Source organism: Nocardioides sp. NPDC004968 (genome assembly GCF_040608935.1).
Classification (GTDB): Bacteria; Actinomycetota; Actinomycetes; order Propionibacteriales; family Nocardioidaceae; genus Nocardioides.
The window spans coordinates 23,452-44,381 of record NZ_JBEXJF010000035.1; the positions used below are offsets into that span (position 1 = coordinate 23,452).

Consider the following 20,930-nt stretch of genomic DNA (forward strand, 5'->3'; position numbering starts at 1 on the left):
GTACGTGGTCGGCGGCGGGCATCGGGTGGCCGGGTAGCCGGTCGCGCCTAGACTCCGGGGTGTGGACTTCTACTCCGCCTACTCCCATGGCTTCGCGCGGGTCGCGGCGTGCACCATCCCGATCTCCGTCGCCGACCCGGCGGCCAATGCGCGCGAGGTGATCGCGCAGGCCCGCGAGTGCTCCGACGAGGGGGTCGCGGTGGCGGTCTTCCCGGAGCTGTGCCTCTCGGGCTACTCCATCGACGACCTCGTCCTGCAGCGGACCCTCCTCGACGCCGTGCACGCCGCGATCAGCGCGATCGTGGTGGCCTCCGAGGAGCTGTTGTCGGTGATCGTCGTCGGCGCCCCGCTGCGCCACGGCGACCGGGTGCTCAACACCGCGGTCGTGATCCACGGCGGCGAGGTGCTCGGCGTGGTGCCCAAGACCTACCTGCCGACCTACCGCGAGTTCTACGAGAAACGGTGGTACGGCACGGGCGACGGCGCAGACGGCACCATCATGCTCGGCGGCGAGGAGGTGCCGCTCAGCAACGAGCTGCTCTTCCGGTGCACCGACGTCAAGGATCTCGTCTTCCACGTCGAGGTCTGCGAGGACATGTGGGTCCCGGTGCCGCCGAGCGCGAAGGCGGCGCTGGCGGGCGCGACCGTGCTGCTCAATCTCTCCGCCAGCCCGATCACGGTGGGCCGTTCCGACGCGCGCCGCCTCCTGGTGCAGTCAGCGAGCGCGCGGTGCCTGGCGGCGTACGTCTACACCGCCGCCGGTCAGGGCGAGTCGACGACCGACCTGTCCTGGGACGGGCAGACGATGGCGTACGAGCTCGGCGAGCTGCTGGGTGAGACCGAGCGGTTCCCGGACGGGCCGCGGCGCACCGTGGTCGATGTCGACCTGGAGCGGATCCGCGCCGAGCGGATCCGGCAGGGCACCTTCGACGACAACCGTCGCGCCGAGGGAGCCTTCCACTCCGAGATCGAGTTCGAGCTCGCGCCGCCGCTGACCGGCGACGGACTGAGGCGCAAGGTCGACCGATTCCCGTTCGTCCCCGATGATCCCGAGAAGCTCGCGCTGGAGTGCTACGAGGCTTACAACATCCAGGTCTCCGGGCTCGAGAAGCGGCTCCAGTCGATCGGCCCGGACACGAAGATCGTCATCGGCGTCTCCGGCGGGCTCGACTCCACCCATGCGCTGATCGTCGCGGCCAAGGCGATGGAGCGGCTCGACCGGCCGGCGAGCGACATCCTGGCGTTCACGATGCCCGGCTTCGCGACCTCGGACGACACCAAGTCCAACGCGATCAAGCTGATGGAGGCGCTCGGGACGACCTACGAGACGCTCGACATCCGCCCCACCGCCACCCAGATGCTCAAGGAGATCGGGCACCCGGCCGGCGACGGCGAGCCGGTCTACGACGTGACGTTCGAGAACGTCCAGGCAGGGCTGCGTACGGACTTCCTCTTCCGCATCGCCAACCAGCGCGGCGGCATCGTGCTCGGCACCGGCGACCTCTCCGAGCTCGCGCTCGGCTGGGCGACCTACGGCGTCGGCGACCAGATGTCGCACTACAACGTCAACGCCGGCGTGCCGAAGACCCTGATCCAGCACCTGATCCGCTGGGTGATCACGACCGAGCAGTTCGACGGCACCGCCGACGAGGTGCTCCAGGAGATCCTCGACCAGGAGATCTCGCCCGAGCTCGTGCCGGGGGAGGAGCTGCAGTCGACGGAACAGAAGATCGGGCCGTACGCCCTGCAGGACTTCACCCTCTTCCACACCGTGCGCAACGGCTTCACCCCCTCGAAGATCGCCTTCCTGGCGTGGAACGCCTGGCACGACGTCGAGGCCGGCGAGTGGCCCCCGGGGTTCCCGGAGGATAAGCGGACGGCGTACGAGATGAAGGAGATCCGCGCCTGGCTCGAGGTCTTCGTGAGGCGCTTCTTCGCCAACCAGTTCAAGCGGAGCGCGCTGCCCAACGGGCCCAAGGTCCACAACGGCGGCACCATGTCACCCCGCGGCGACTGGCGGATGCCCTCGGACGCCTCGCCGGCGGCCTGGCTCGCCGAGATCGAGGCCCGGGTTCCCGTGGAGTAGGGATTGCGATGGACGGGTCGCACGGGCCGGCCGTAGCGTCACGGCCATGGCATCCGACAGCAAGGTCTGGCCCGTCGTGCACGCCGAGCGGGAGGCGTTGATCCGCGACCTCGCGACGCTCACCCCGGCGCAGTGGGCGACGCCTTCGCTGTGCGTGGGGTGGAGCGTGCACGACGTGCTCGCTCACATGGTCGACGTCGCGACGACGACACGGCTGGGGTTCGTACGCCGCATGATCGCCGCCGGTGGCGACTTCGACCGGGACAACCAGACCGGCGTCGACCGGGAGCGCGCCGAGGACCCGGCCGAGACCTTGGCGGCGTACCGCCGGGTCGCCGGTCGGACGGCGACCCCGCCGGCCCCGCTCGCCACCCGCCTGGTCGAGGAGTTCGCCCACGGCGAGGACATCCGGCGGCCGCTGGGCCTCCAGCGCGACTACCCGGTCGAGCACGTCGTCACGGCGCTGGGCTACCTGGCCAAGACCTCGCAGAAGTGGGGCGGAGGCAAGGAGCGCGCCCAGCGCGTACGTCTCGTGGCCACCGACGCAGACGCGGCGATCGGGACCGGTCCTGAGGTCCACGGCAGCGCGATCGCGCTCGTGCTCGCCCTGTCCGGCCGCGCGTTGGGGTCCGGCGAGCTCACCGGACCTGGGGCGACCGTGATGGCCACGGCCTCGCGGTGAAGGAGATAGCTTCACCTGGATCGAATAAAGCAAATACCTTCATATCGCCATAATGAAGGTATCATCTTCACATGACTTCTGTGGCGACCGTCATCGGCGACCTCGTCGGGTCGCGCACCAAGGCTGACCGCGCGAAGGTCCACGCGGCGTTCGCCGAGGCCGTCGAGGAGATCAACGAGACGTGGCGGCCGGTCACCCCGCTGCGGATCACGGTCGGCGACGAGTACCAGGGAGCCTTCGAGACCGTCGGCGCCGCGATCCAGGCCACGTTCCGGCTGCGGATCGCGCTCGACCCCGTCGTCGGCGTACGCCACGGCCTCAGCTGGGGCGCCACCCGAGTGCTCAGCGACGACCCCCGGGTCGAGGACGGACCGGGGTGGTGGTCGGCGCGGGCGGCGATCGAGGCGGCGGAGAACGCCGAGAACAGGGCGGCCTCCCGCAGCGTACGGACCTGGTACCAGCCGGCGGAGGACGCGGGTGGGCCGGACCCGGCCGCGGTCAACGCCGCTCTGGTCTCGCGCGACGAGCTCTTTTCTCGCCTGGACCGGTCCTCGGTGTCGGTGCTTTCTGGCATGCTCTCCGCCATGCCTCAGAAGGCCATCGCCGCCGAGCTCGACATCACCCCCTCCGCGGTCTCCCAGCGCGTCCGCCGCGACGGCATCGCCGTGATCGTGCGCGCCGACGAGCTGTTGGGGGAGGTCAGATGAGTTGGATAGCCCTGCTGCTGATCGGGGTCGGGACGGTCGACTTCGCCCACGCGATCATCGACCCGCTCAGGCGGATCCGCTGGGTCCCCGAGGCGATCGGGGTAGCCGCGGTGATCGCTTTCGGCCTGCTCTCGGCTCTCTTCGGAGGTGACCTGGCGGCCGTGATCGTGATCGCCGGGATCACCGTGCTGTGGGGCTTCCTGGCCCACCCGCCTCAGGGCGCGGACAAGAATCCTCACCCCGGGATCCCGCTGGCCCTGCTCGGCGGGGCGATCTTCGTCGGGATCCTGCTGGCCCCGGTGGCCGGCGGGGTCGGCGGGCCGGTCGCCGCGTGGGCGGAGCAGGCGCCCTGGGTCTGGGTCGAGGCGGCGCGCCCCGAGGCGGTGCTGCTCGTCTTCGGCGGCCTGCTGGTCCAGGTCTCGACCGGCAACGTCGTGGTGCAGCTCGTCCTCGACGTCGCCAAGGTGTCCAACCCACTTGACGGTGTCGACGGCAACAACCTGAAGGGCGGCAGGCTCCTGGGCCCGCTCGAGCGGCTGACGATCTTCGGGCTAGGTCTCACCGGCAACCTCGCCGCCGCCGGCCTGGTGGTCGCGGCCAAGGGCTTGATCCGCTGGCCGGAGCTGCAGTCGTTCCGCGGTGAGCACGAGGGGCCGAGCATCAACGACGTGACCGAATACTTCCTGGTCGGCAGCTTCGTCTCCTGGATGGTCTCGCTGGTGACCCTCGCGCTGGTCGTCACCTGAGCCCGTCGTAGATTGCGGTGTCATGACTGTGGGTAAGGCTCTTGGGCTCCTGGTGGCCGCCGTGCTTCTCCTGGCCGGAGGGGCGCTGGCGCTGACCGGCATGGGCTATCTCGGCGGAGGCGGCACGAGCACCGCCTGGTCGGTCCTCGGAGCGGCCCTGGCGGGGTTCGGGGTGGCGCTGGTGATCTCGATCTTCAGAGGTCCCGGCCGCTGACCGTGGCGCGGAGATCCCGGCTGTAACGTCGGCCCGTTAGTGTTCACGCATGGGCAAGCAACAGGACTTCGTGCTCCGGGCACTCGAAGAGCGGGACGTACGTTTCGTGCGGCTGTGGTTCACCGACGTGCTCGGCTATCTGAAGTCGGTCGCGGTGGCGCCGGCCGAGCTCGAGAGTGCTTTTGCGGAGGGCATCGGCTTCGACGGCAGCGCGATCGAGGGGTTCGCGCGGGTGACCGAGGCCGACATGCTGGCCCTGCCGGATCCGAGCACGTTCCAGATCCTGCCGTGGCGCACCGATGGCCCGTCCACGGGCCGAATGTTCTGCGACATCGTGATGCCCGACGGCTCGCCGTCCTACGCCGACCCGCGCTACGTGCTCAAGCGCACCCTGTCCAACGCCGCGGAGAAGGGCTTCACCTTCTACACGCACCCGGAGATCGAGTTCTACCTCTTCAAGGACAACCCGCGGGACGGCAGCGAGCCGACCCCGGTCGACTCCAGCGGCTACTTCGACCACACCGCCCAGTCGATGGGCGCCGACTTCCGGCGTGAGGCGATCACGATGCTGGAGGCGATGGGGATCTCGGTGGAATACAGCCACCACGAGGGCGGGCCGGGTCAGAACGAGATCGACCTGCGCTACGCCGACGCGCTGAGCACCGCCGACAACATCATGACCTTCCGTACGGTCATCCGGGAGGTGGCGCTGAGCCAGGGCATCTGGGCCAGCTTCATGCCCAAGCCGTTCACCGAGCACCCGGGCTCGGGCATGCACACCCACGTCAGCCTGTTCGAGGGCGACGCCAACGCGTTCTACGAGCCGGGCGCCGAATACCAGCTCTCCAAGACCGGTCGCAGCTTCATCGGCGGCGTGCTCCGCCACGCCGGCGAGATCACCGCGGTGACCAACCAGTGGGTCAACTCCTACAAGCGCCTGATCGGCGGGGGAGAGGCGCCGGCTCACGTCGCCTGGGGCCACAACAACCGCTCGGCGCTGGTCCGGGTGCCGATGTACAAGCCGCTCAAGGGCCAGTCGACCCGCATCGAGGTCAGGAGCCTCGACGCCGCCTGCAACCCCTATCTGGCCTTCGCCGTGATCCTGGCGGCGGGCATGAAGGGGATCGAGGAGGGCTACGAGCTGCCGCGCGAGGCCGAGGACGATGTGTGGGCGCTGACCGAGCGCGAGCGCAAGAGTCTCGGCATCGACCCGCTGCCGGAGAACCTCGACGAGGCGATCGGGATGGCCGAGGACTCCGAGCTCCTCGCCGAGACCCTCGGCGAGCACGTCTTCGACTTCTTCCTGCGCAACAAGCGCGCCGAGTGGGCCGCCTACCGCGAGCAGGTGACCGCCTACGAGCGCTCCCGGATGCTGCCGGTCATCTGAGCCAGCAAACTGGTTGTCAAGGAAACTCGAGCCCGATTCCACACTTCCGATCCGGTGCTGCCACACTGGATCGAACGGGAGAGTGGTGATGTCGTTGAGTCTTCCCCGAGTGCTTGTGATCCAGCACGAGGAGACAGTTCCGCCGGCGTTGTTCGGTCATTGGCTGGCTGAGGCGGGCATGTGCGTCGATGTCTGTCGGGCGTACGCCGAGCCGATCCCGCCGCTCTCGTCGCTGGACGCCTCCTACTCGGGGCTGCTCGTGATGGGCGGCTCGATGGACGCCGACTCCGACGATGAGCACCCCTGGCTCCAGGTCACCCGCGAGCGGATCGCGCAGGCCGCCGGGGCCGGCATCCCGACGCTCGGGATCTGCCTGGGCCACCAGCTGGCCGCGATGGCGCTCGGTGGCACCGTGGAGCGCAGCCCGTTCGGGCTGACCGTGGGCGTACGCCAGGTGACCTGGGAGCCCGAGGTGCTCTTCGACCCGCTGATGCGCCTGCTGGCAGGCGACGACCGCGCCATGCACTGGCACCGCGACGTCGTCGGCCGGCTGCCCGAGGGCACCGTCGAGCTGGCCAGCTCGATCGACGGGCAGGTCCAGGCGGCGCGGTTCGCCCCGACCGTGTGGGGCGTGCAGTTCCACCCCGAGGTCGACGCCGCCGCGGTCGCGGTCTGGGCCGAGGAGTCCGTCGAGGAACTCGAGCAGATCGGACGCAGCGTCGACGACGTGGTCGCGACGGCCACCTTCGCCGAGAGGGAGCTGATCAAGACCTGGCAGCCGCTGGCCTTCGGGTTCGCTCGCCTAGTCCGTGAACGCAGCGCCGCCGTCGCCCCCGGCGGCACCCGTGGCGGGGCCATCCCGACCCCCAGGCCCTGGAGCGCCTGAGTCCGAGCGGGTGACAGAATCGGGGCCATGACGTTGCCAGGCAAGGGCGAGCTGCTCCGGCTCGGCTTCAACGACCCGGACACGGCCCTCGCGGATCTGGCAGGCCTCGGCGCCGGCGCCCATGAGCTGTTGGCGATCCTGGGTCAGGCGGCCGACCCCGACGCGGCGCTGGCCGGTCTGGTCATGCTCGCCGAGTCCCAGGGCGACGGCTTCATCGAGGAGCTCGCCGGCGACGAGGGCACCGCGATGCGGCTGGTCTCGGTGCTCGGCGCCTCGCCCGCGCTGACCGACCACCTGGCCCGCCACCCCGATCACTGGCGCCAGCTGGCCGACCCGACCCTCGGCACGACCAGGCCCGCTGCGTACGTCTTCCGGGCTTCGCTGCTCGAGGCCGTCGGCGCGAAGCCGACCGATGAGAACCCGGTGGCCACGGTCCCGGACGCGGAGGCGGTCGACGCGCTGCGGGTGGAGTACCGCCGCTGGCTGCTCCGGCTGGTCGCCCGCGACCTGGCCCACCAGCTCCCGGTCGACGATGTCGCCGCCGAGCTCTCCGACCTGGCCTGCGCCACCCTCGACGCCGCGCTCGCGGTCGCCCGCGCGCGGGTGGGCGTGGACGCCGACAAGGTCCGGCTGGCCGTCGTCGCGATGGGCAAGTGCGGCGGCCACGAGCTCAACTACGTCTCCGACGTCGACGTGATCTTCGCCCACGAGGCCGCCGACGGAGTCGGCGACGACGTCTCGCTGCGGGTCGCCACCCAGCTCGCCAGCAACCTGATCCAGGTCTGCTCGGCCCACACCGGCGAGGGCACCATCTGGCCGGTCGACGCCGCGCTGCGTCCGGAGGGCAAAGCGGGCGCGCTCTCGCGCACGATCCCCGGCCACGTCGGCTACTACGAGCGCTGGGCGAGCACCTGGGAGTTCCAGGCGCTGCTCAAAGCCCGGCCGGCCGCGGGCGACCTCGCTCTGGGCCGGGCCTACGTCGACGCCGTCAACCCGTTCGTGTGGAAGGCCGCCGAGCGCGACGGCTTCGTCTCCGACACCCAGAAGATGCGGCGGCGGGTCATCGCCCACATCCCGACCAGGGAGGCCGACCGGGAGCTCAAGCTCGGCGCCGGCGGGCTGCGCGACGTCGAGTTCGCCGTGCAGCTGCTGCAGCTTGTCCACGGCCGCGCCGACACCGGGATCCGTCAGCCCACCACGCTCTCCGCGCTGGCGGCGCTGACCCGATCCGGCTATGTCGGGCGCGAGGACGGCGAGGCCATGCACGAGGCCTACGCGTTCCTGCGGCGGATGGAGCACCGGCTCCAGCTCTACCGGTTGCGGCGCACCCACGTCGTCCCGGACGACGAGGAGTCGCGGCGCCGGCTGGCGCGCTCGCTCGGCTACCTGCGCGACCCGGTGGTGCGGCTGGACAAGGAGTGGGGCCACCAGCGGATCGAGGTACGCCGCCTCCACGAGAAGCTCTTCTACCGACCACTCCTCGACGCGGTCGCCCGGATCCCGTCCGGCCAGGCCCACCTCTCCGCGAAGGCGGCCGAGGAGCGGCTGACCGCGTTGGGCTACGCCGACCCCAAGGCTGCGCTGCGTCACCTGGAGGCGCTCACCACAGGCGTCTCCCGGCGTGCCGCGCTGCAGCGGGCGCTGCTGCCGGTGATGCTGGAGTGGCTCTCCGAGGGCTCGGACCCCGACGCAGGGCTCTTCGGGTTCCGCCGGATCTCCGACGCCCTCGGCGCCACGCCCTGGTATCTGCGCTCACTGCGCGACGAGGGCCTGGTCGCGCAACGCTTCGCCACGATCCTGTCCACCTCGCGCTACACCACGGCGCTGCTCGAGCGGGAGCCCGAGGCGCTGCGCCTGCTTGGCCACGACCTCGCGCCGCTCTCCGCCGAGGCGCTCACCGACGAGATGGTCGCCCGCGCCGCCCGCCGGCGCACCACCACCTCCGCCGAGGAGGCCGTACGCCACATCCGGGCCATCCGCCGCCGCGAGCTGTTCCGGATCTCGGCCGCCGAGCTCCTCGGCGAGGCCGGGATCGACACCATCGGTGCCGCCCTGTCCCGGCTGACCGACGCCACCCTCGAGGCATCGTTGCGCACGGTCGTGGCCGAGGAGGTCGCCCGCCGTGGGATCGACGGGCCTCCGACGCGGATCGCCATCATCGCGATGGGCCGCTACGGCGGGTTCGAGCTCTCCTACGCCTCCGATGCCGACGTGCTCTTCGTCCACCGGCCCGTCGAGGGTTCCGACCCGGGCGAGGCGACCCAGTTCGCGCTCAAGGTCATCGCCGACCTGCGCCGGCTGCTCGCCCTGCCGGGTGCGGACCCGCCCCTGGAGATCGACGCCGACCTGCGCCCCGAGGGGCGGCAGGGCGCGCTGGTGCGGACACTGCCGGCGTACGCCTCCTACTACGCGAAGTGGTCGGGCATCTGGGAGTCGCAGGCTCTGCTGCGCGCGGACGCCGTCGTCGGCGACCCGCAGGTGCGCGAGGCGTTCACCGAGATGATCGACCCGCTGCGCTACCCCGAGGGTGGGCTGAGCGAGGACGACATCGTCGAGGTGCGCCGCATCAAGGGCCGTGTCGACCACGAGCGGCTGCCCCGTGGCGCCGACCCCAACACCCATCTCAAGCTCGGCCGTGGCGGGCTCGCCGACATCGAGTGGACCGCCCAGCTGCTGCAGATGCGGCATGCGTACGCGGTGCCGGGGCTGCGCACGCCACGCACCGTCGAGGCGCTGCAGGCCGCCCGCGACGCCTCGTTGATCGAGGCCGACGACGCCGAGACGCTCATCGAGGCATGGCGGATGGTCAGTCGGGTCCGTAACGCGGTCACGCTCGCGCGCGGCCGCCCGGCGGACTCGCTGCCCGCCGGGCCCGTCGAACAGCACGCCGTCGCGGCCATCCTCGGCTATCCGGCGGGCGCGACCGACGAGCTGGTCAACGACTACCTGCGGATGACCCGCCTCGCCCACGGCGTGGTCGAGCGCGTCTTCTGGGAGTAGGCCCCAGATGTACTCGGCCTAGAGGTTGTTGTCGTTGCGCGGCGGCAGCCAGCCCGGATTGCGGGGCGCCCGAGGCTGCGGCTGAGCCGGCGGCTCGTTGGTCGCCTCCTCGCCGGGCTGTCCACCCTGCGGGTTGAACAGGTCCGTCCGCCGCTCCGGGAAGCCGTTCGAGGGCTGCTGGGCGTAGGGGCGGGGCGTCCAACGTCCGTTCTGCGGGCGCAGCTGGGTCGGACGCTGGGGGCGCTCGGCCGGGCTCTGGGGGCGCTGGGAGAACATGCTGCCGATGCCTCCGCCCGCGGGCTGGTTCGCCTGCGGGCTGCCGGAGGCTGCCGGCTCACGCGTCGGGAGCGGCTGGAGCGGCTGCCGCGGCTGCTGGAGCAGGTCGGGCTCGTGGCCGGCGTAGGAGGGCAGCCCCAGAGCGGGCCGCTGCGGCATCATCGCGTGGGCGCCGGAGTCGGAGGTCACCGCCCGCTGGTCCGGGGTCCACGGGTCCTCGAGATCGTCGTTGATGCCCGCGAACATGGTGGCGAAGCCGATCACGATCAGCATGCCGGCCGAGATCGCGAAGATCGGCATCGCCAGGTAGACCGGGTCTGCACCGCTGACGTGCCCGAGCTTGTCGTCGGGGGAGCTGTGGATCTCGAGAGCGAGCATGCCGGTGTAGTGCATGACGCACACGCCGATGCCCATGATGACGGCAGCGCCCACGCGCATCAGCCGCGTGGTGACGTTGAAGGCGAAGAAGAGCGCGAGCGCCGAGGCGACCAGCGCGATGACGACGGAGGCGACGACGACCGCCGGCTTCCAGACCATCTTGGCGCTCATGTCCATCGCGTACATGCCGGTGTAGTGCATCGCGCACACGCCGGCACCGGTCACCAGGCCACCGACGATGTAGCCCGCGTTGCCCCGCATTGCGGTCGCGATGAGCATGCCGACCATCGCCGCGATGATCGCGACGGCGAGCGAGATGAGGGTGGTGCCGACGTCGAGGGCGTACGCCACGTGGCTGTCGAAGGCGAGCATGCCGATGAAGTGCATGGACCAGATCGCGCCGCCGCCGATCGAGGCGGCCGCGCCGAAGAGCCAGAGCCAGGCGCCGGTGCCTGCACCGCGCCGGCGCGCGCGGGTCGCACAGGTCAGACCGACCCATGAGCCGAGTACGGAGATGATGAACGACATCCCGACCAGGGGTTGGCTGAACGCCCCGATCGTGACTTCTTCGATGCTTGTCACGCTGCTTTGACTTCCTCTCGTTCCTCGCCGGACGGGGTGTGGGGGATCGGCGAGGTAGATCTGGAGACATGAATGGATGCCCCAGGGGGTATCCGAGATGCATCCATAGCGGGCAATCGTTCCGTCGTTGCGCAGGTCACAATAGAGGAACAGGTCCCCCATTTCCACGTGGGGGGTAGGGTATCTCCGCTATGGCCGACGATGTATATGTGCTCGAGCTCGACGCGATGCAGCAGTCGGCTGTCGATCTGGGGGATCCGACCCGCCTCGTGTTCGACTACATGAGGCGTATCGGGGATGTTATCGACCGACTGCCTCCAGGGCCAGTGCGAGTTCTGCATGTCGGCGGCGCTGCGATGACGCTGGCGCGCTACGTCCACGCGACCAGGCCGCGCTCCTCGCAGATCGTGCTCGAGCCGTCGGTCGAGATCATCGAGCGCGTACGCAGCGAGGCGCCGCTCCCGCCGCGCAGCGGCATCAAGGTGCGCCCGGTCGACGGGAAGAGCGGCATCGGCGGCGTACGCGACGGCTTCGCCGACCTGGTGATCCTCGACGCCTTCGACGGCGGTCGCACCCCGGACGACCTCGTCTCCGCCGCCTTCATCGAGGACGTACGCCGCGTGCTCGCCCCCTCCGGGGTCTTCGTCGCCAACCTCGTCGACCGGGCGCCGTTCCCTCAGGCGCGTGACTTCATCGCGGCCGCGCGGGACCTCGGCGACATGGTCGTCGGTGTCGAGCCGGCGACCATGAAGGGCCGCCGCGCCGGCAACCTGGTGATCGTCTGTGGCACGGTGCCGGACTCGCCGTTCGGGTCGCCCTCTCCGATGGAGTACCGGATCTTCACCGACCGCGCCGTCGCCGACTCCTTCGGCGGCGGGACGCGCCGCTAGGGTGACGTTCATGTCGATCGAGCTGGCCCGCACCCACCTGGACCGATTCGGACGCGGTGGAGACATCATCGAGTCGGTGGAGTCGAAGGCGACCGTCGAGCTCGCCGCGGTCGCTCTCGGGGTCTCGCCGGCGGAGATCGCCAAGACCATCAGCCTCTACACCGAGGACCGGACCGCCGCGATCCTCATCGTCGCGGCCGGCGACGCCAAGATCGCGAACGCGAAGTTCAAGGCCCACTTCGGCACCAAGGCGCGAATGCTCGCCGCCGAGGACGTGGAGCCGATGACCGGTCACGCGATCGGTGGCGTCTGCCCGTTCGGCAACCCGGCGTCGGCCGAGGTCTGGCTCGACGCCTCGCTGAAGCGCTTCGACATGGTCTACCCGGCCGCGGGCAGCGCCAACACGACCATCGCGCTCACCCTCGGCGACCTGGAGACGATCAGCGAGGCCCGGGGCTGGGTCGATGTCACCAAGCTTCCCGAGTAGGCAGACCCCAAAAGGGGGACAGCCCCGCCCTGCCGAAGCAGGAGCGGGGCTGTCTTGCTGAAAGGTCAGCTAGGTCTTTGGTCAGACCGGGCGGACGTTCTCGGCCTGCGGGCCCTTGGGGCCCTGGGTGACGTCGAACTCGACGCGCTGGTTCTCGTCCAACGTCTTGTAGCCGTTGGTCTGGATCGCGGAGAAGTGCACGAAGACGTCGTCGCCCCCGTTGTCCTGGGCGATGAAGCCGAAGCCCTTGTCGCCGTTGAACCACTTCACGGTTCCCTGAGTCATGAATCTAATCCTTGTGTACACAGGGCGACTCCGTGCCGCCCTTTGGGCGTTGAATCCACGAGTCCTGATTTCTGCTTCTGCGGAAGACCAAGTGCTGCACGAACGGTCACCGAGAGCAACCGCGAAGCGCGTGGGGACGCCTCCTTCAACGCGGACAAGCCTACATCCCAGAAGCCGACTTCGGGCAACCCCGGTTTTTCGGCGTTTCAGGCGCCGGATCCGTTCGGAAAGCGGCCCGGTGCGGGCCGTCCGGTTTTGACAACCCCGAGCATCACATCGACAAGATCGGGGTACTGGTGGCCAACCGACGAGAATAGGGGTCCACGTGGACCAGCCATGGTGGCGCGAAGCCGTCGCATATCAGATCTACCCGCGTTCGTTCGCGGACTCGAACGGCGACGGGCTCGGTGACCTGCAGGGGATCACCGACCACCTGGACTACCTCGCCGCGCTGGGCGTCGACGCGATCTGGATCTGCCCCTTCTACACCTCACCGCAGAACGACCACGGCTACGACGTCGCCGACTACTGCGACGTCGACCCGATCTTCGGCACGCTGGCCGACGCCGACCACCTGATCGCGCGAGCTCACGAGCTCGCCCTGAAGGTCATCGTCGACCTCGTCCCCAACCACACCTCCTCGGCGCACCCGTGGTTCGTGGAGGCACTTGCTGAAGCGAAGCCCGAAGCGATTGGTACGGCCGAAGCGTCCGGGTCGCCGGCACGGGACCGCTACATCTTCCGCGACGGTCGCGGCGAGAACGGCGAGGAGCCGCCGACCAACTGGCGCTCGGTCTTCGGCGGTCCGGCATGGACGCGGATCGAGGACGGGCAGTGGTACCTCCACCTCTTCGACCACGACCAGCCCGACCTCAACTGGCACAACCCCGAGGTGGTCGAGGAGTTCACCAAGATCCTCACCTTCTGGCTCGACCGGGGCGTGGACGGCTTCCGGGTCGACATCGCCCACGGGCTCTTCAAGGAGCTGCGCGATCAGGTGGTCCCCGAGGGGCTCGCGCTGACCTCCGACGCCGCGGTGATGTACGAGCGCGGCGTCACCGACGCGCCGATGTGGGACAACCTGGGCGTCCACGAGATCTACCGCGCCTGGCGCAAGCTGATCGACTCCTTCGACGGCGACCGGATGATGGTTGCCGAGGCCTGGACCCCCGGTCCGGCGGAGCTGCGGCGCTACGTACGTGCCGATGAGTTCAACCAGGCGTTCAACTTCTCCTGGCTGCAGGCGCCCTGGTCGGCCGAGGCGTTCACCGACGTCATCGGGTCGACGCTGAAGGCCCTCGGTCCTTCGCGGGCGGCGCCGACCTGGGTCCTGTCCAACCACGATGTCGTACGCCACCGCTCGCGTTATGGCGACGGACTGCAGGCGCTTCACCGGGCGCGCGCGGCGACACTGACGATGCTGGCGCTTCCGGGGTCTGCGTACCTCTACCAGGGAGAGGAGCTGGGCCTGCCGCAGGTCTATCTGCCGCCGGAGTATCAGGAGGATCCGTGGTCGGAGACCGGTGAGGGCGGTCGTGACGGGTGCCGGGTGCCGCTGCCGTGGAGCGGGTTCGAGCCGCCCTTCGGGTTCAGCGAGGTCCCCGACGAGGACCTGCCCACGCAGCCGTGGCTGCCGCAGCCGGCCGAGTGGGTCGACCTCACCGTGGCCGCCCAGAACGGTGTCCGGGACTCCACGCTGGAGTTCTACCGGGCAGCGCTGGCGGCGCGACGGGCCTTCGCACTCGGTGCCGACGAGGACGTGGAGCTCCTGGACGCACCCGAGGGTGTCGTCTCGTTCCGGCGCGGCGGGGTCGGCGGTTCCCCGGACACCAGGACCGACCTGATCGTCGTCCTCAACTGCGGCATGGAGCCGACGCCGCTTCCCGAGGGCGAGATCGTGATGTACAGCGGCGACCCGGTCGTGGGCGACCTGCCCACCGACGCGGCGGTCTGGATCATCGCGCCCGCGGTCGAGTGATCCCGGGTCGGCGGGATCGTCTCACAAGATTGTCAACAATTTTGGTACGCTCCTTGGACCCGACCAAGGAGGACACGTGACGGTCTCGCCGGCCCAGGTAACCCAGCACGACGTGGCGGAGGCGATCCGCCGCGACATTCTCGAGGGTGATCTCGTCGCCGGCCAGCGCCTGGTCGAGGCCGACCTCTCCGAGTCGCTCGGTGCCAGCCGCGGTGCCGTACGCGGCGCCCTGATCGACCTCACCCACGAGGGTCTGGTCGAGCGGATCGCCAACCGCGGCGCCCGGGTGCGGGTCGTCAGCATCGAGGAGGCCGTCGAGATCATCGAGGTCCGCGCCGCCGTCGAGGCGCTGTGCGCGGCCAAGGCCGCCGAGAAGATCACCGACGAGGAGATCACCGAGCTGCGCGGGCTCGGCGAGGAGATGTCGGCCGCGGTCGCCTCCGGCGACGTCGGCACCTACTCCCGCCTCAACACCCACCTCGACGAGCGCTTCGTGGCCATCTCCGGCCAGCAGGTCGCCGCCGAGACGCTCGCGCGGCTCCAGGGCCGGAGCGTACGTCACCAGTACCGGCTCGCCTACCGACCCGGTCGCTCCCAGGTCTCGCTGCCCCAGCACCTCGCGATCATCGAGGCGCTCGCCCGGCGCGACCCCGCTGCCGCGGACACCGCCGTGCGTGCGCACCTTGCCAGCGTCCTCGAGGCCGTGCGCGAGATCGCCCCGTCCCGTTAGGAGACCCGGTCGAGGTCGTCAGACCGGACGCTCTCCCTTCTTGGCCTTCTGGATCAGCTCGTAGACGTGTGCGCGCAGCTCCGCGAAGCGCGGAGCGGAGCGGGTGGTCAGCTGGTCGCGCTCGTCGGGGAGGTCGATGGCCACGTCCTCCAGGATCACCGTCGGCCGGTTGGAGAGCACGAGCACGCGCTCGCCGAGGTAGACGGCCTCGTCGATGTCGTGGGTGACGAACAGGACGGTCACGCCGAGCCGCTTCCACAGCTCGCGGACGAGATCCTCGAGATCGGCCCGGGTCTGGGCGTCGACGGCGGCGAACGGCTCGTCCATCAGCAGGACCGAGGGCTCGTAGGCGATCGCGCGGGCGATCGCGACCCGCTGCTGCATGCCGCCGGAGAGCTGCCAGGGATGTGAGGAGGCCGAGTCGGTCAGCCCGACGGCCGAGAGCGCCTCGTCGACCAGCTCGGTCCGGCGCGCCCGCGGGATCTTCTTCTCCTTGAGCGGCAGCTCGACGTTCTGCCGGACGGTGAGCCAGGGGAACAGCGAGCGGCCGTACTCCTGGAAGACCACCGCCATCCCGGCCGGCGGCTCGGTGACCGGGGCGCCGTCGAGCTCGACGACCCCGGCGGTGGCCTCGAGCAGGCCGCTGATGCAGCGCAGCAGGGTGGTCTTGCCGGCGCCGGAGGGGCCGACGATGCAGACCAGCTCGCCCTGGCCGATCGAGAAGTCGAGCTGCTCGATGGCCTCCACGGAGGTGCCGCCGGTGGTGTAGGTCTTCTTCAGGCCACGTACGTCCAGCGCAGTTGACACGGGTTCTCCTCAGGTGCGGGGTCAGGCACCGCGGTCGGCCTGGCGCAGGCCGCGGTACCAGGCGAGCGAGTAGTGCTCGACGAGACGGAACAGGACCGAGAGCAGGAAGCCGAGCATCCCGAGGAGGATGATCCCGGTCCACATCTGGGGCACGGCGAAGCTGCGCTGGAACTGCACGATCGAGGCGCCGAGGCCGCGGTTGGCGCCGAAGAGCTCGCTGATCACCATCAGGATGACGCCGATCGACAGCGCCTGGCGCGCTCCCGCCGCGATCTGCGGCGAGGCCCCGCGCAGCACCACCTGCCTCAGCCGGGTCCAGGCGCTGAACCGGTAGCAGCGGGCGGTGTCGAGCATGCCCTCGTCCAGGCCGCGTACGCCTTCGACGGTGTTGAGCAGGATCGGCCACAGGCAGCCGAGCGCGATCGTGACGATCTTGGACGCGTCGCCGGTGTAGCCGAGGAACAGCGCGATCACCGGCACCAGTACCGGCGGCGGCACCGCCCGGAAGAACTCCAGTGTCGGCTCGCAGAACGCGCGGACCGGGCGGTAGAGGCCGATGACGACCCCGAGGAGTACGCCGCCGGCCAGTGCGAGCAGAAAGCCGATCGCGAGCCGCGCCAGACTGGGCAGCACATCGCCGCGCCAGCGGTCCGCGGTCCAGGTCTCCCCGAAGACGCCGACGATCTTGGACAGCGGTGGCCAGAAGACGTTCGTGGAGCCGGCCGACGCGAACCACCACGCCGCGACCAGCACGATCGGGAGGGCGAGGGCGTACGCAACCATCCTGAAAGTTCTCATCGGGCCTCCCTGCGGATCGAGACGTGCCAGCGGAGCGTGCGCCGTTCCAGGGCCCGTGCGACCAGGTTGACGGCGACGCCGATGATCCCGACGACGATGACCAGGGCGTACGTCTTCTCGACCGCGCCGGAGGACTGGGCGACGCCGATGGACTTGCCGAGGCCGGGCACGCCGATGATCAGCTCGGCGGTGATCTCCAGGATCAAGGCGACCGAGGCGGCCAGCCGGAAGCCGGTCATGACGTAGGGGAGCGCGGTGGGCCAGACGACCGTGCGGACGGTGGCCAGCCGCGAGAAGCGGTAGGAGCGGGCGGTGTCGCGTACGACCGGGTCCACGTCGGCGACCCCGTAGAGCACCTGCACGAGGATCTGCCAGAACGCGGCGTACACGACCAGGATCAGCGCTGAGGTCGGCCGGCTGCCGTAGAGGAGCACGACGAGGGGTATCAGGGCGACCGAGGGGATCGGGCGCAGGAACTCGATCGTGGAGGCGGTCAGGTCGCGCAGGAAGCCGACCGAGCCGATGACCACGCCGAGCACGATGCCGGCGGCCATCGCGATGGCCAGGCCGGTGGCCCAGCCACGGAGGGTGGCGCCGAGGTCGGTCCAGAAGGCGGCCTCGCCGAGCTGGTCGAGGAGCTCGGTGAACATCGCGCTCGCCGGCGGAAGATAGCTGTCGTTGACGAGGCCGAGACGCGGCAGCGCCTCGGCCAGCCCGACGACGACGAGCAGGCCGAGTACGCCCAGGGCGGCGTCCCGGCCGCGGCCGGCGACCGTCATGGAAGCAGGGCGTCCACGTCCGGGTCCTTGGCGAACAGACCGTCCGCCTTCGAGAGGTCCGCCAGCTTCTGGATCGACTCGGTGTCGATCTCGGAGGTCCACTGCGGCATGTTGAGCTCGGCGAGCACCTTGTCGTCGATGTCGGTGTAGGTCGGGAGGATCTCCTTGACCTCGTCCGGGTGCTGCTGGGCGTAGTCGAGCGACTCGTTCATGGCGGCGGTGAAGGCCTCGACTGTGTCGGCGTCGGACTCGGCATAGTTCGTCGAGGTGAAGTACTCCGCGACCGCGAGACCCGGGTCGGCGGCGACGAAGTTGGAGCCGAGGTCGGTCATGCCACCCTGGGTGCCGATGGTGAGGAACGGCTCGACGACCTGACCCGCGTCGACGTCGCCCTTCTCGATGGCCGGGCCGATCTCGGGGAAGGCCAGCTCGACGTACTCGATCTTGGTCGGGTCGCCGCCGTCCTGGCGGACGAGCTCGTTGGTGGTGGTCGTGTTGATGTTCTTGAGCGTGTTGACCGCGACCTTCTTGCCCTCCAGGTCCTTGGGGGAGGTGATGTCGCTGCCGGCCTTGACCAGGACACCGGCCATGTCGGCCGCCGGGTCGTCGGTGGCGTTGACGCCGGCGGTGACGACCTTGACCGGGACTTCCTGGGTCTGGGCCAGGAGCAGGGAGGTCGTGTTGGAGAAGCCGAACTGGTATTGACCGCTGGCCACGGCGGGGATGATCGCGGCACCGCCCTGGGCGAGCTCGAGGTTGACGTCGAGGCCCTCCTCCTTGAAGAACCCCTTCTCCACCCCCAGATAGATGGGCGCGACATCGACGATCGGGATCACGCCGACCGTGATCTCGGTGGCGCCGCCGGCACCCTCATCGGCGGACTCGCCACCACCACAGGCGCCGAGCGCGAGCGGCAGGGCGAGAACGAGTGCGGCTGCCAGACCGCGACGCGCGGTGCAGGCGGGGGAGCGGTTCATCGGGACTCCTCGTGGGCTGTGGGGTAGCGACCGCGGCACAACCTAGTGGTGCCCGCGGGTGGAGGCCACGAAATCCGGAATTCAGTGCACGGAATGACGCATCTGCTGGTGACAGCGGCTGGAGCGGTGGTGTCCCTTGCGGAAGACGAGCGCCCCGACCCCGATCGCGGCGAAGACCCACCACGGCACGCCCATCACGACCAGCCCGATCGCGACGAGAAGGAAGCAGGCGACCAGCGGGAACGCCCGCGGGCGGCCTCGGCGCGGACGGCGGACCGCCTGCGGCGGCTGTGGCGCGCTCTTCGGCAGGTCGGTGAAGAGCATCTCCATGTCGGCACGGACCTTCGCGGACCAGACCGCGTCCAGGCGCTCGTAGTAGTCGTCGTCGGTGAGCCGGCCGGTCGAGTAGTGCTCGGCGAGCCTCGCCGACGCCTCCTCCCGATCGGCCTCGCTCACCCGCAGGTTGTCGAGGTTGCTCATGTCATCTCCCTTGTGAAGGCTGCATCGACTGTCGGCGAAGTGTCCCGATATATCGCGAGGGTACGCCTGAAGAGATGCCGTCGCAAGGGACTTTGGTCGGGTCGGGAGTGGCTCTGGGGCTAGGTGAGCAGCAGCACGACCAGCAGGATCGCCGGCACCGTGGCCAGCGTGCTGACGAAGATGACGTCGCGGGCCAGCAGGGTGGCGCGGTTGTAACGCTGCGCGACGACGAACACGTTCTGGGCCGTCGGCAGCGCGGAGAGCACGGTCACGGCCAGCAGCGCCTCGGCGTCGAGGCCGAGCACGAACCGCCCGATGACGTACGCCGCCACCGGCTGCACGATCTGCTTGGTCGCGACCACGGCGGCCAGGTCGAGCGCCGGGACGCCGCGCCCGGGCAGCGGGCCGAGCCGCAGCGCGACGCCGTAGGCGATCAGCATCGAGGGGACCGCCATCCCGGCGACCAGCTCCAGCGGGTCCGAGACCGCTGTGGGCAGGTCGAGATCGGTGACGGAGAGCCCCACCCCGATCAAGGAGGCGACGGTGATCGGGTTGGTCAGCGGGCGGCGGATCACGTCCCAGAACGACAGCTTCGTCGTGCTCGCGTCGGCGTCGAGCAGGACCAGCGCCAGCGGCTGGAGCACCAGCATCTGCAGCAGCAAGGTCGGCGCGACCAGGACCGGGTCGCCCAGGACGTACGCCGCGATCGGCAGGCCGAGGTTGCCGGCGTTCGCGTAGGAGCCGCACAGGACCGCGACCACCGTGTCGCCCAGGCCGCGGCGGCGCAGCGTCTCGACGGTGGCCACGAGCGTCGCGGCGACGAGCACGCCGCCGGCGACCGCGACCAGGTTGCCGGAGAGCACGAAGCCGAGGTCGCTGTCGTCCATGACCGTGATGAGCAGCGCCGGGCTGGCGACGTAGAACGCGACCGTCGAGAGCGTCCGCTGACCGCGCTCGTCGAGGATCCGGAGCTGGGCGAGCAGGGCGCCGAGGGCGATGAGGACGGTGATCGTGGCGAAGCCGGTGAAGACTCCCGCCACGTCTACTGCTCGCGCCGCAGGTCGAGGAGCCCGCGGGCGGCGTGCTCGGTGACGATGCGTTCGGACTCGGCGGCGTCGCGAGCGCGCAGGGCGATCACGAGGGCGCGGTGCTCGGCGTAGCGGTCGGCGCCGAACTCGTCGCCGGCGAGCAGGTGTGCCCGGGAGATCTCCCGCTGCCGTGACCGGCTCAGCGAGCGCGACTGCTCGAGGAGGCGTACGAGAACCGGGTTGTGGGCCGCGGTGTTGACCTGCTGGTTGAAGCTGCCGAGGACGTCGAGGAAGCGGTCGGCGTGCTTCTCGACCGGCTTGCCGTCGCGATGGCGTGCCCGGATCAGGATCACCAGGTCGTCGGCCTCGTCGAGCAGCCGGTCGAGCTCGTCGAGCTCGTCGTCGGTCGCATGCCGGGCGGCGAACCGGGCGGCCAGGCCGCGCAGCGCGACCTCCACCTCGGCCAGGTCGTGGCTGGCGTCCTCCTCGATCCGGGCCACCAGCGTCGTACGCGGGCCGACCCGCTCCACGAGGCCGTCGAGCTCGAGCCGCCGGATCGCCTCGCGGACCGGGGTCGGGCTGACGCCGAGGCGCTCGGCCATGCCTCGCTCGGTCACCTTGGCGCCGGGCTCGAGCTCACCGGAGCCGATCTGGCTGCGTAAGGCCTGATACACGCGCTCGGCCACCGTCGTGGTCTCCGGGGTGGTCTCGGGGGAGGAGATCGACATGGTCCTGATCCTAGGCCAC

Annotated in this window: 21 protein-coding genes; 12 read left to right on the plus strand and 9 right to left on the minus strand. The window is 70.1% G+C overall.

Features of this window, described 5'->3' with window-relative positions:
* Nucleotides 1-61: 61 nt before the first annotated feature.
* The 8 genes from ABZU72_RS23380 to ABZU72_RS23415 all read left to right on the plus strand — a co-directional run bounded on the left by ABZU72_RS23380 (nt 62) and on the right by ABZU72_RS23415 (nt 9,708).
* Nucleotides 62-2,086, plus strand: coding sequence for an NAD(+) synthase (locus ABZU72_RS23380; RefSeq protein ID WP_355021181.1), 2,025 nt, complete (start codon nt 62-64; stop codon nt 2,084-2,086).
* Between the two features lie 46 nt (nt 2,087-2,132).
* Complete coding sequence (locus ABZU72_RS23385; protein ID WP_355021182.1) at nt 2,133-2,768, plus strand: maleylpyruvate isomerase family mycothiol-dependent enzyme; 636 nt, start codon at nt 2,133-2,135, stop codon at nt 2,766-2,768.
* Nucleotides 2,769-2,839: 71 nt separating this feature from the next.
* Nucleotides 2,840-3,475: a SatD family protein gene (locus ABZU72_RS23390; protein WP_355021183.1), complete on the plus strand. Its 636-nt coding sequence runs from the start codon at nt 2,840-2,842 to the stop codon at nt 3,473-3,475.
* The gene (locus ABZU72_RS23395; protein ID WP_355021184.1) at nt 3,472-4,221 is read left to right on the plus strand and encodes a hypothetical protein; all 750 of its coding nucleotides are present in this window, start codon (nt 3,472-3,474) and stop codon (nt 4,219-4,221) included. Before ABZU72_RS23390 ends, ABZU72_RS23395 begins: the two co-directional genes overlap by 4 nt.
* Before the next feature lie 22 nt (nt 4,222-4,243).
* A complete protein-coding gene (locus ABZU72_RS23400; RefSeq protein WP_183545993.1) occupies nt 4,244-4,435 on the plus strand; it encodes a hypothetical protein in 192 nt (63 codons plus the stop codon).
* Nucleotides 4,436-4,484: 49 nt separating this feature from the next.
* The gene (gene glnA, locus ABZU72_RS23405) at nt 4,485-5,822 is read left to right on the plus strand and encodes a type I glutamate--ammonia ligase (protein ID WP_355021185.1); all 1,338 of its coding nucleotides are present in this window, start codon (nt 4,485-4,487) and stop codon (nt 5,820-5,822) included.
* Nucleotides 5,823-5,931: 109 nt separating this feature from the next.
* On the plus strand, nt 5,932-6,708 hold the full coding sequence (locus tag ABZU72_RS23410) for a type 1 glutamine amidotransferase (protein ID WP_355021186.1): 777 nt from the start codon (nt 5,932-5,934) through the stop codon (nt 6,706-6,708).
* A gap of 27 nt (nt 6,709-6,735) precedes the next feature.
* Nucleotides 6,736-9,708 (plus strand): bifunctional [glutamine synthetase] adenylyltransferase/[glutamine synthetase]-adenylyl-L-tyrosine phosphorylase, encoded by a 2,973-nt coding sequence (locus tag ABZU72_RS23415; RefSeq protein WP_355021187.1) that lies wholly within the window; start codon nt 6,736-6,738, stop codon nt 9,706-9,708.
* Between the two features lie 18 nt (nt 9,709-9,726).
* On the opposite strand, the gene ABZU72_RS23420 is transcribed toward ABZU72_RS23415, so the two are convergent.
* Nucleotides 9,727-10,944, minus strand: a complete 1,218-nt coding sequence (locus ABZU72_RS23420) for an MHYT domain-containing protein (RefSeq protein ID WP_355021188.1) — start codon at nt 10,942-10,944, stop codon at nt 9,727-9,729.
* 191 nt (nt 10,945-11,135) lie between these two features.
* Here ABZU72_RS23420 and ABZU72_RS23425 point away from each other — a divergent pair, with 191 nt between their 5' ends.
* Both ABZU72_RS23425 and ABZU72_RS23430 read left to right on the plus strand, forming a co-directional pair.
* The gene (locus ABZU72_RS23425; protein ID WP_355021189.1) at nt 11,136-11,834 is read left to right on the plus strand and encodes a fused MFS/spermidine synthase; all 699 of its coding nucleotides are present in this window, start codon (nt 11,136-11,138) and stop codon (nt 11,832-11,834) included.
* A 10-nt stretch (nt 11,835-11,844) separates the two neighbouring features.
* Nucleotides 11,845-12,321, plus strand: coding sequence for a YbaK/EbsC family protein (locus tag ABZU72_RS23430; RefSeq protein ID WP_160022164.1), 477 nt, complete (start codon nt 11,845-11,847; stop codon nt 12,319-12,321).
* 81 nt (nt 12,322-12,402) lie between these two features.
* Here ABZU72_RS23430 and ABZU72_RS23435 read toward each other — a convergent pair whose 3' ends face one another.
* Nucleotides 12,403-12,606 carry a cold-shock protein gene (locus ABZU72_RS23435; protein WP_091053181.1) on the minus strand — a complete coding sequence of 68 codons (204 nt, stop codon included), beginning with the start codon at nt 12,604-12,606 and terminating at the stop codon, nt 12,403-12,405.
* 325 nt (nt 12,607-12,931) lie between these two features.
* Between ABZU72_RS23435 and ABZU72_RS23440 the strand changes: the two genes are divergently transcribed.
* Together ABZU72_RS23440 and ABZU72_RS23445 are read left to right on the plus strand one after the other, a co-directional pair.
* Nucleotides 12,932-14,584, plus strand: coding sequence for a glycoside hydrolase family 13 protein (locus ABZU72_RS23440; protein WP_355021190.1), 1,653 nt, complete (start codon nt 12,932-12,934; stop codon nt 14,582-14,584).
* A 76-nt stretch (nt 14,585-14,660) separates the two neighbouring features.
* A complete protein-coding gene (locus tag ABZU72_RS23445; RefSeq protein WP_355021191.1) occupies nt 14,661-15,314 on the plus strand; it encodes a GntR family transcriptional regulator in 654 nt (217 codons plus the stop codon).
* An 18-nt stretch (nt 15,315-15,332) separates the two neighbouring features.
* On the opposite strand, the gene ABZU72_RS23450 is transcribed toward ABZU72_RS23445, so the two are convergent.
* From ABZU72_RS23450 to ABZU72_RS23480, 7 genes are all read right to left on the minus strand, one after another.
* Nucleotides 15,333-16,121 carry an ABC transporter ATP-binding protein gene (locus tag ABZU72_RS23450; RefSeq protein WP_355021192.1) on the minus strand — a complete coding sequence of 263 codons (789 nt, stop codon included), beginning with the start codon at nt 16,119-16,121 and terminating at the stop codon, nt 15,333-15,335.
* A gap of 21 nt (nt 16,122-16,142) precedes the next feature.
* Nucleotides 16,143-16,919, minus strand: coding sequence for an ABC transporter permease subunit (locus tag ABZU72_RS23455; protein WP_355021193.1), 777 nt, complete (start codon nt 16,917-16,919; stop codon nt 16,143-16,145).
* Nucleotides 16,916-17,698 (minus strand): ABC transporter permease, encoded by a 783-nt coding sequence (locus tag ABZU72_RS23460; RefSeq protein WP_355021194.1) that lies wholly within the window; start codon nt 17,696-17,698, stop codon nt 16,916-16,918. Before ABZU72_RS23460 ends, ABZU72_RS23455 begins: the two co-directional genes overlap by 4 nt.
* Nucleotides 17,695-18,675, minus strand: a complete 981-nt coding sequence (locus tag ABZU72_RS23465; protein WP_355021195.1) for an ABC transporter substrate-binding protein — start codon at nt 18,673-18,675, stop codon at nt 17,695-17,697. The genes ABZU72_RS23460 and ABZU72_RS23465 overlap by 4 nt, the downstream gene beginning before the upstream one ends.
* Nucleotides 18,676-18,756: 81 nt before the next feature.
* Nucleotides 18,757-19,155, minus strand: a complete 399-nt coding sequence (locus ABZU72_RS23470) for a DUF1707 domain-containing protein (protein ID WP_355021196.1) — start codon at nt 19,153-19,155, stop codon at nt 18,757-18,759.
* Nucleotides 19,156-19,274: 119 nt separating this feature from the next.
* Complete coding sequence (locus ABZU72_RS23475; protein ID WP_355021197.1) at nt 19,275-20,195, minus strand: AEC family transporter; 921 nt, start codon at nt 20,193-20,195, stop codon at nt 19,275-19,277.
* 2 nt (nt 20,196-20,197) lie between these two features.
* On the minus strand, nt 20,198-20,911 hold the full coding sequence (locus ABZU72_RS23480) for a GntR family transcriptional regulator (RefSeq protein WP_355021198.1): 714 nt from the start codon (nt 20,909-20,911) through the stop codon (nt 20,198-20,200).
* Between the last annotated feature and the right edge of the window lie 19 nt (nt 20,912-20,930).

What these genes read in the sequence shown, in the direction of transcription:
- ABZU72_RS23385 (WP_355021182.1), top strand. Translation starts at nt 2,133, where the DNA reads ATGGCATCCGACAGCAAGGTCTGGCCCGTCGTGCACGCCGAGCGGGAG.
- ABZU72_RS23390 (WP_355021183.1), top strand. Translation starts at nt 2,840, where the DNA reads ATGACTTCTGTGGCGACCGTCATCGGCGACCTCGTCGGGTCGCGCACC.
- ABZU72_RS23395 (WP_355021184.1), top strand. Translation starts at nt 3,472, where the DNA reads ATGAGTTGGATAGCCCTGCTGCTGATCGGGGTCGGGACGGTCGACTTC.
- ABZU72_RS23400 (WP_183545993.1), top strand. Translation starts at nt 4,244, where the DNA reads ATGACTGTGGGTAAGGCTCTTGGGCTCCTGGTGGCCGCCGTGCTTCTC.
- glnA (WP_355021185.1), top strand. Translation starts at nt 4,485, where the DNA reads ATGGGCAAGCAACAGGACTTCGTGCTCCGGGCACTCGAAGAGCGGGAC.
- ABZU72_RS23415 (WP_355021187.1), top strand. Translation starts at nt 6,736, where the DNA reads ATGACGTTGCCAGGCAAGGGCGAGCTGCTCCGGCTCGGCTTCAACGAC.
- ABZU72_RS23425 (WP_355021189.1), top strand. Translation starts at nt 11,136, where the DNA reads ATGGCCGACGATGTATATGTGCTCGAGCTCGACGCGATGCAGCAGTCG.
- ABZU72_RS23430 (WP_160022164.1), top strand. Translation starts at nt 11,845, where the DNA reads ATGTCGATCGAGCTGGCCCGCACCCACCTGGACCGATTCGGACGCGGT.
- ABZU72_RS23435 (WP_091053181.1), bottom strand. Translation starts at nt 12,606, where the DNA reads ATGACTCAGGGAACCGTGAAGTGGTTCAACGGCGACAAGGGCTTCGGC.
- ABZU72_RS23455 (WP_355021193.1), bottom strand. Translation starts at nt 16,919, where the DNA reads ATGAGAACTTTCAGGATGGTTGCGTACGCCCTCGCCCTCCCGATCGTG.
- ABZU72_RS23460 (WP_355021194.1), bottom strand. Translation starts at nt 17,698, where the DNA reads ATGACGGTCGCCGGCCGCGGCCGGGACGCCGCCCTGGGCGTACTCGGC.
- ABZU72_RS23465 (WP_355021195.1), bottom strand. Translation starts at nt 18,675, where the DNA reads ATGAACCGCTCCCCCGCCTGCACCGCGCGTCGCGGTCTGGCAGCCGCA.
- ABZU72_RS23470 (WP_355021196.1), bottom strand. Translation starts at nt 19,155, where the DNA reads ATGAGCAACCTCGACAACCTGCGGGTGAGCGAGGCCGATCGGGAGGAG.
- ABZU72_RS23480 (WP_355021198.1), bottom strand. Translation starts at nt 20,911, where the DNA reads ATGTCGATCTCCTCCCCCGAGACCACCCCGGAGACCACGACGGTGGCC.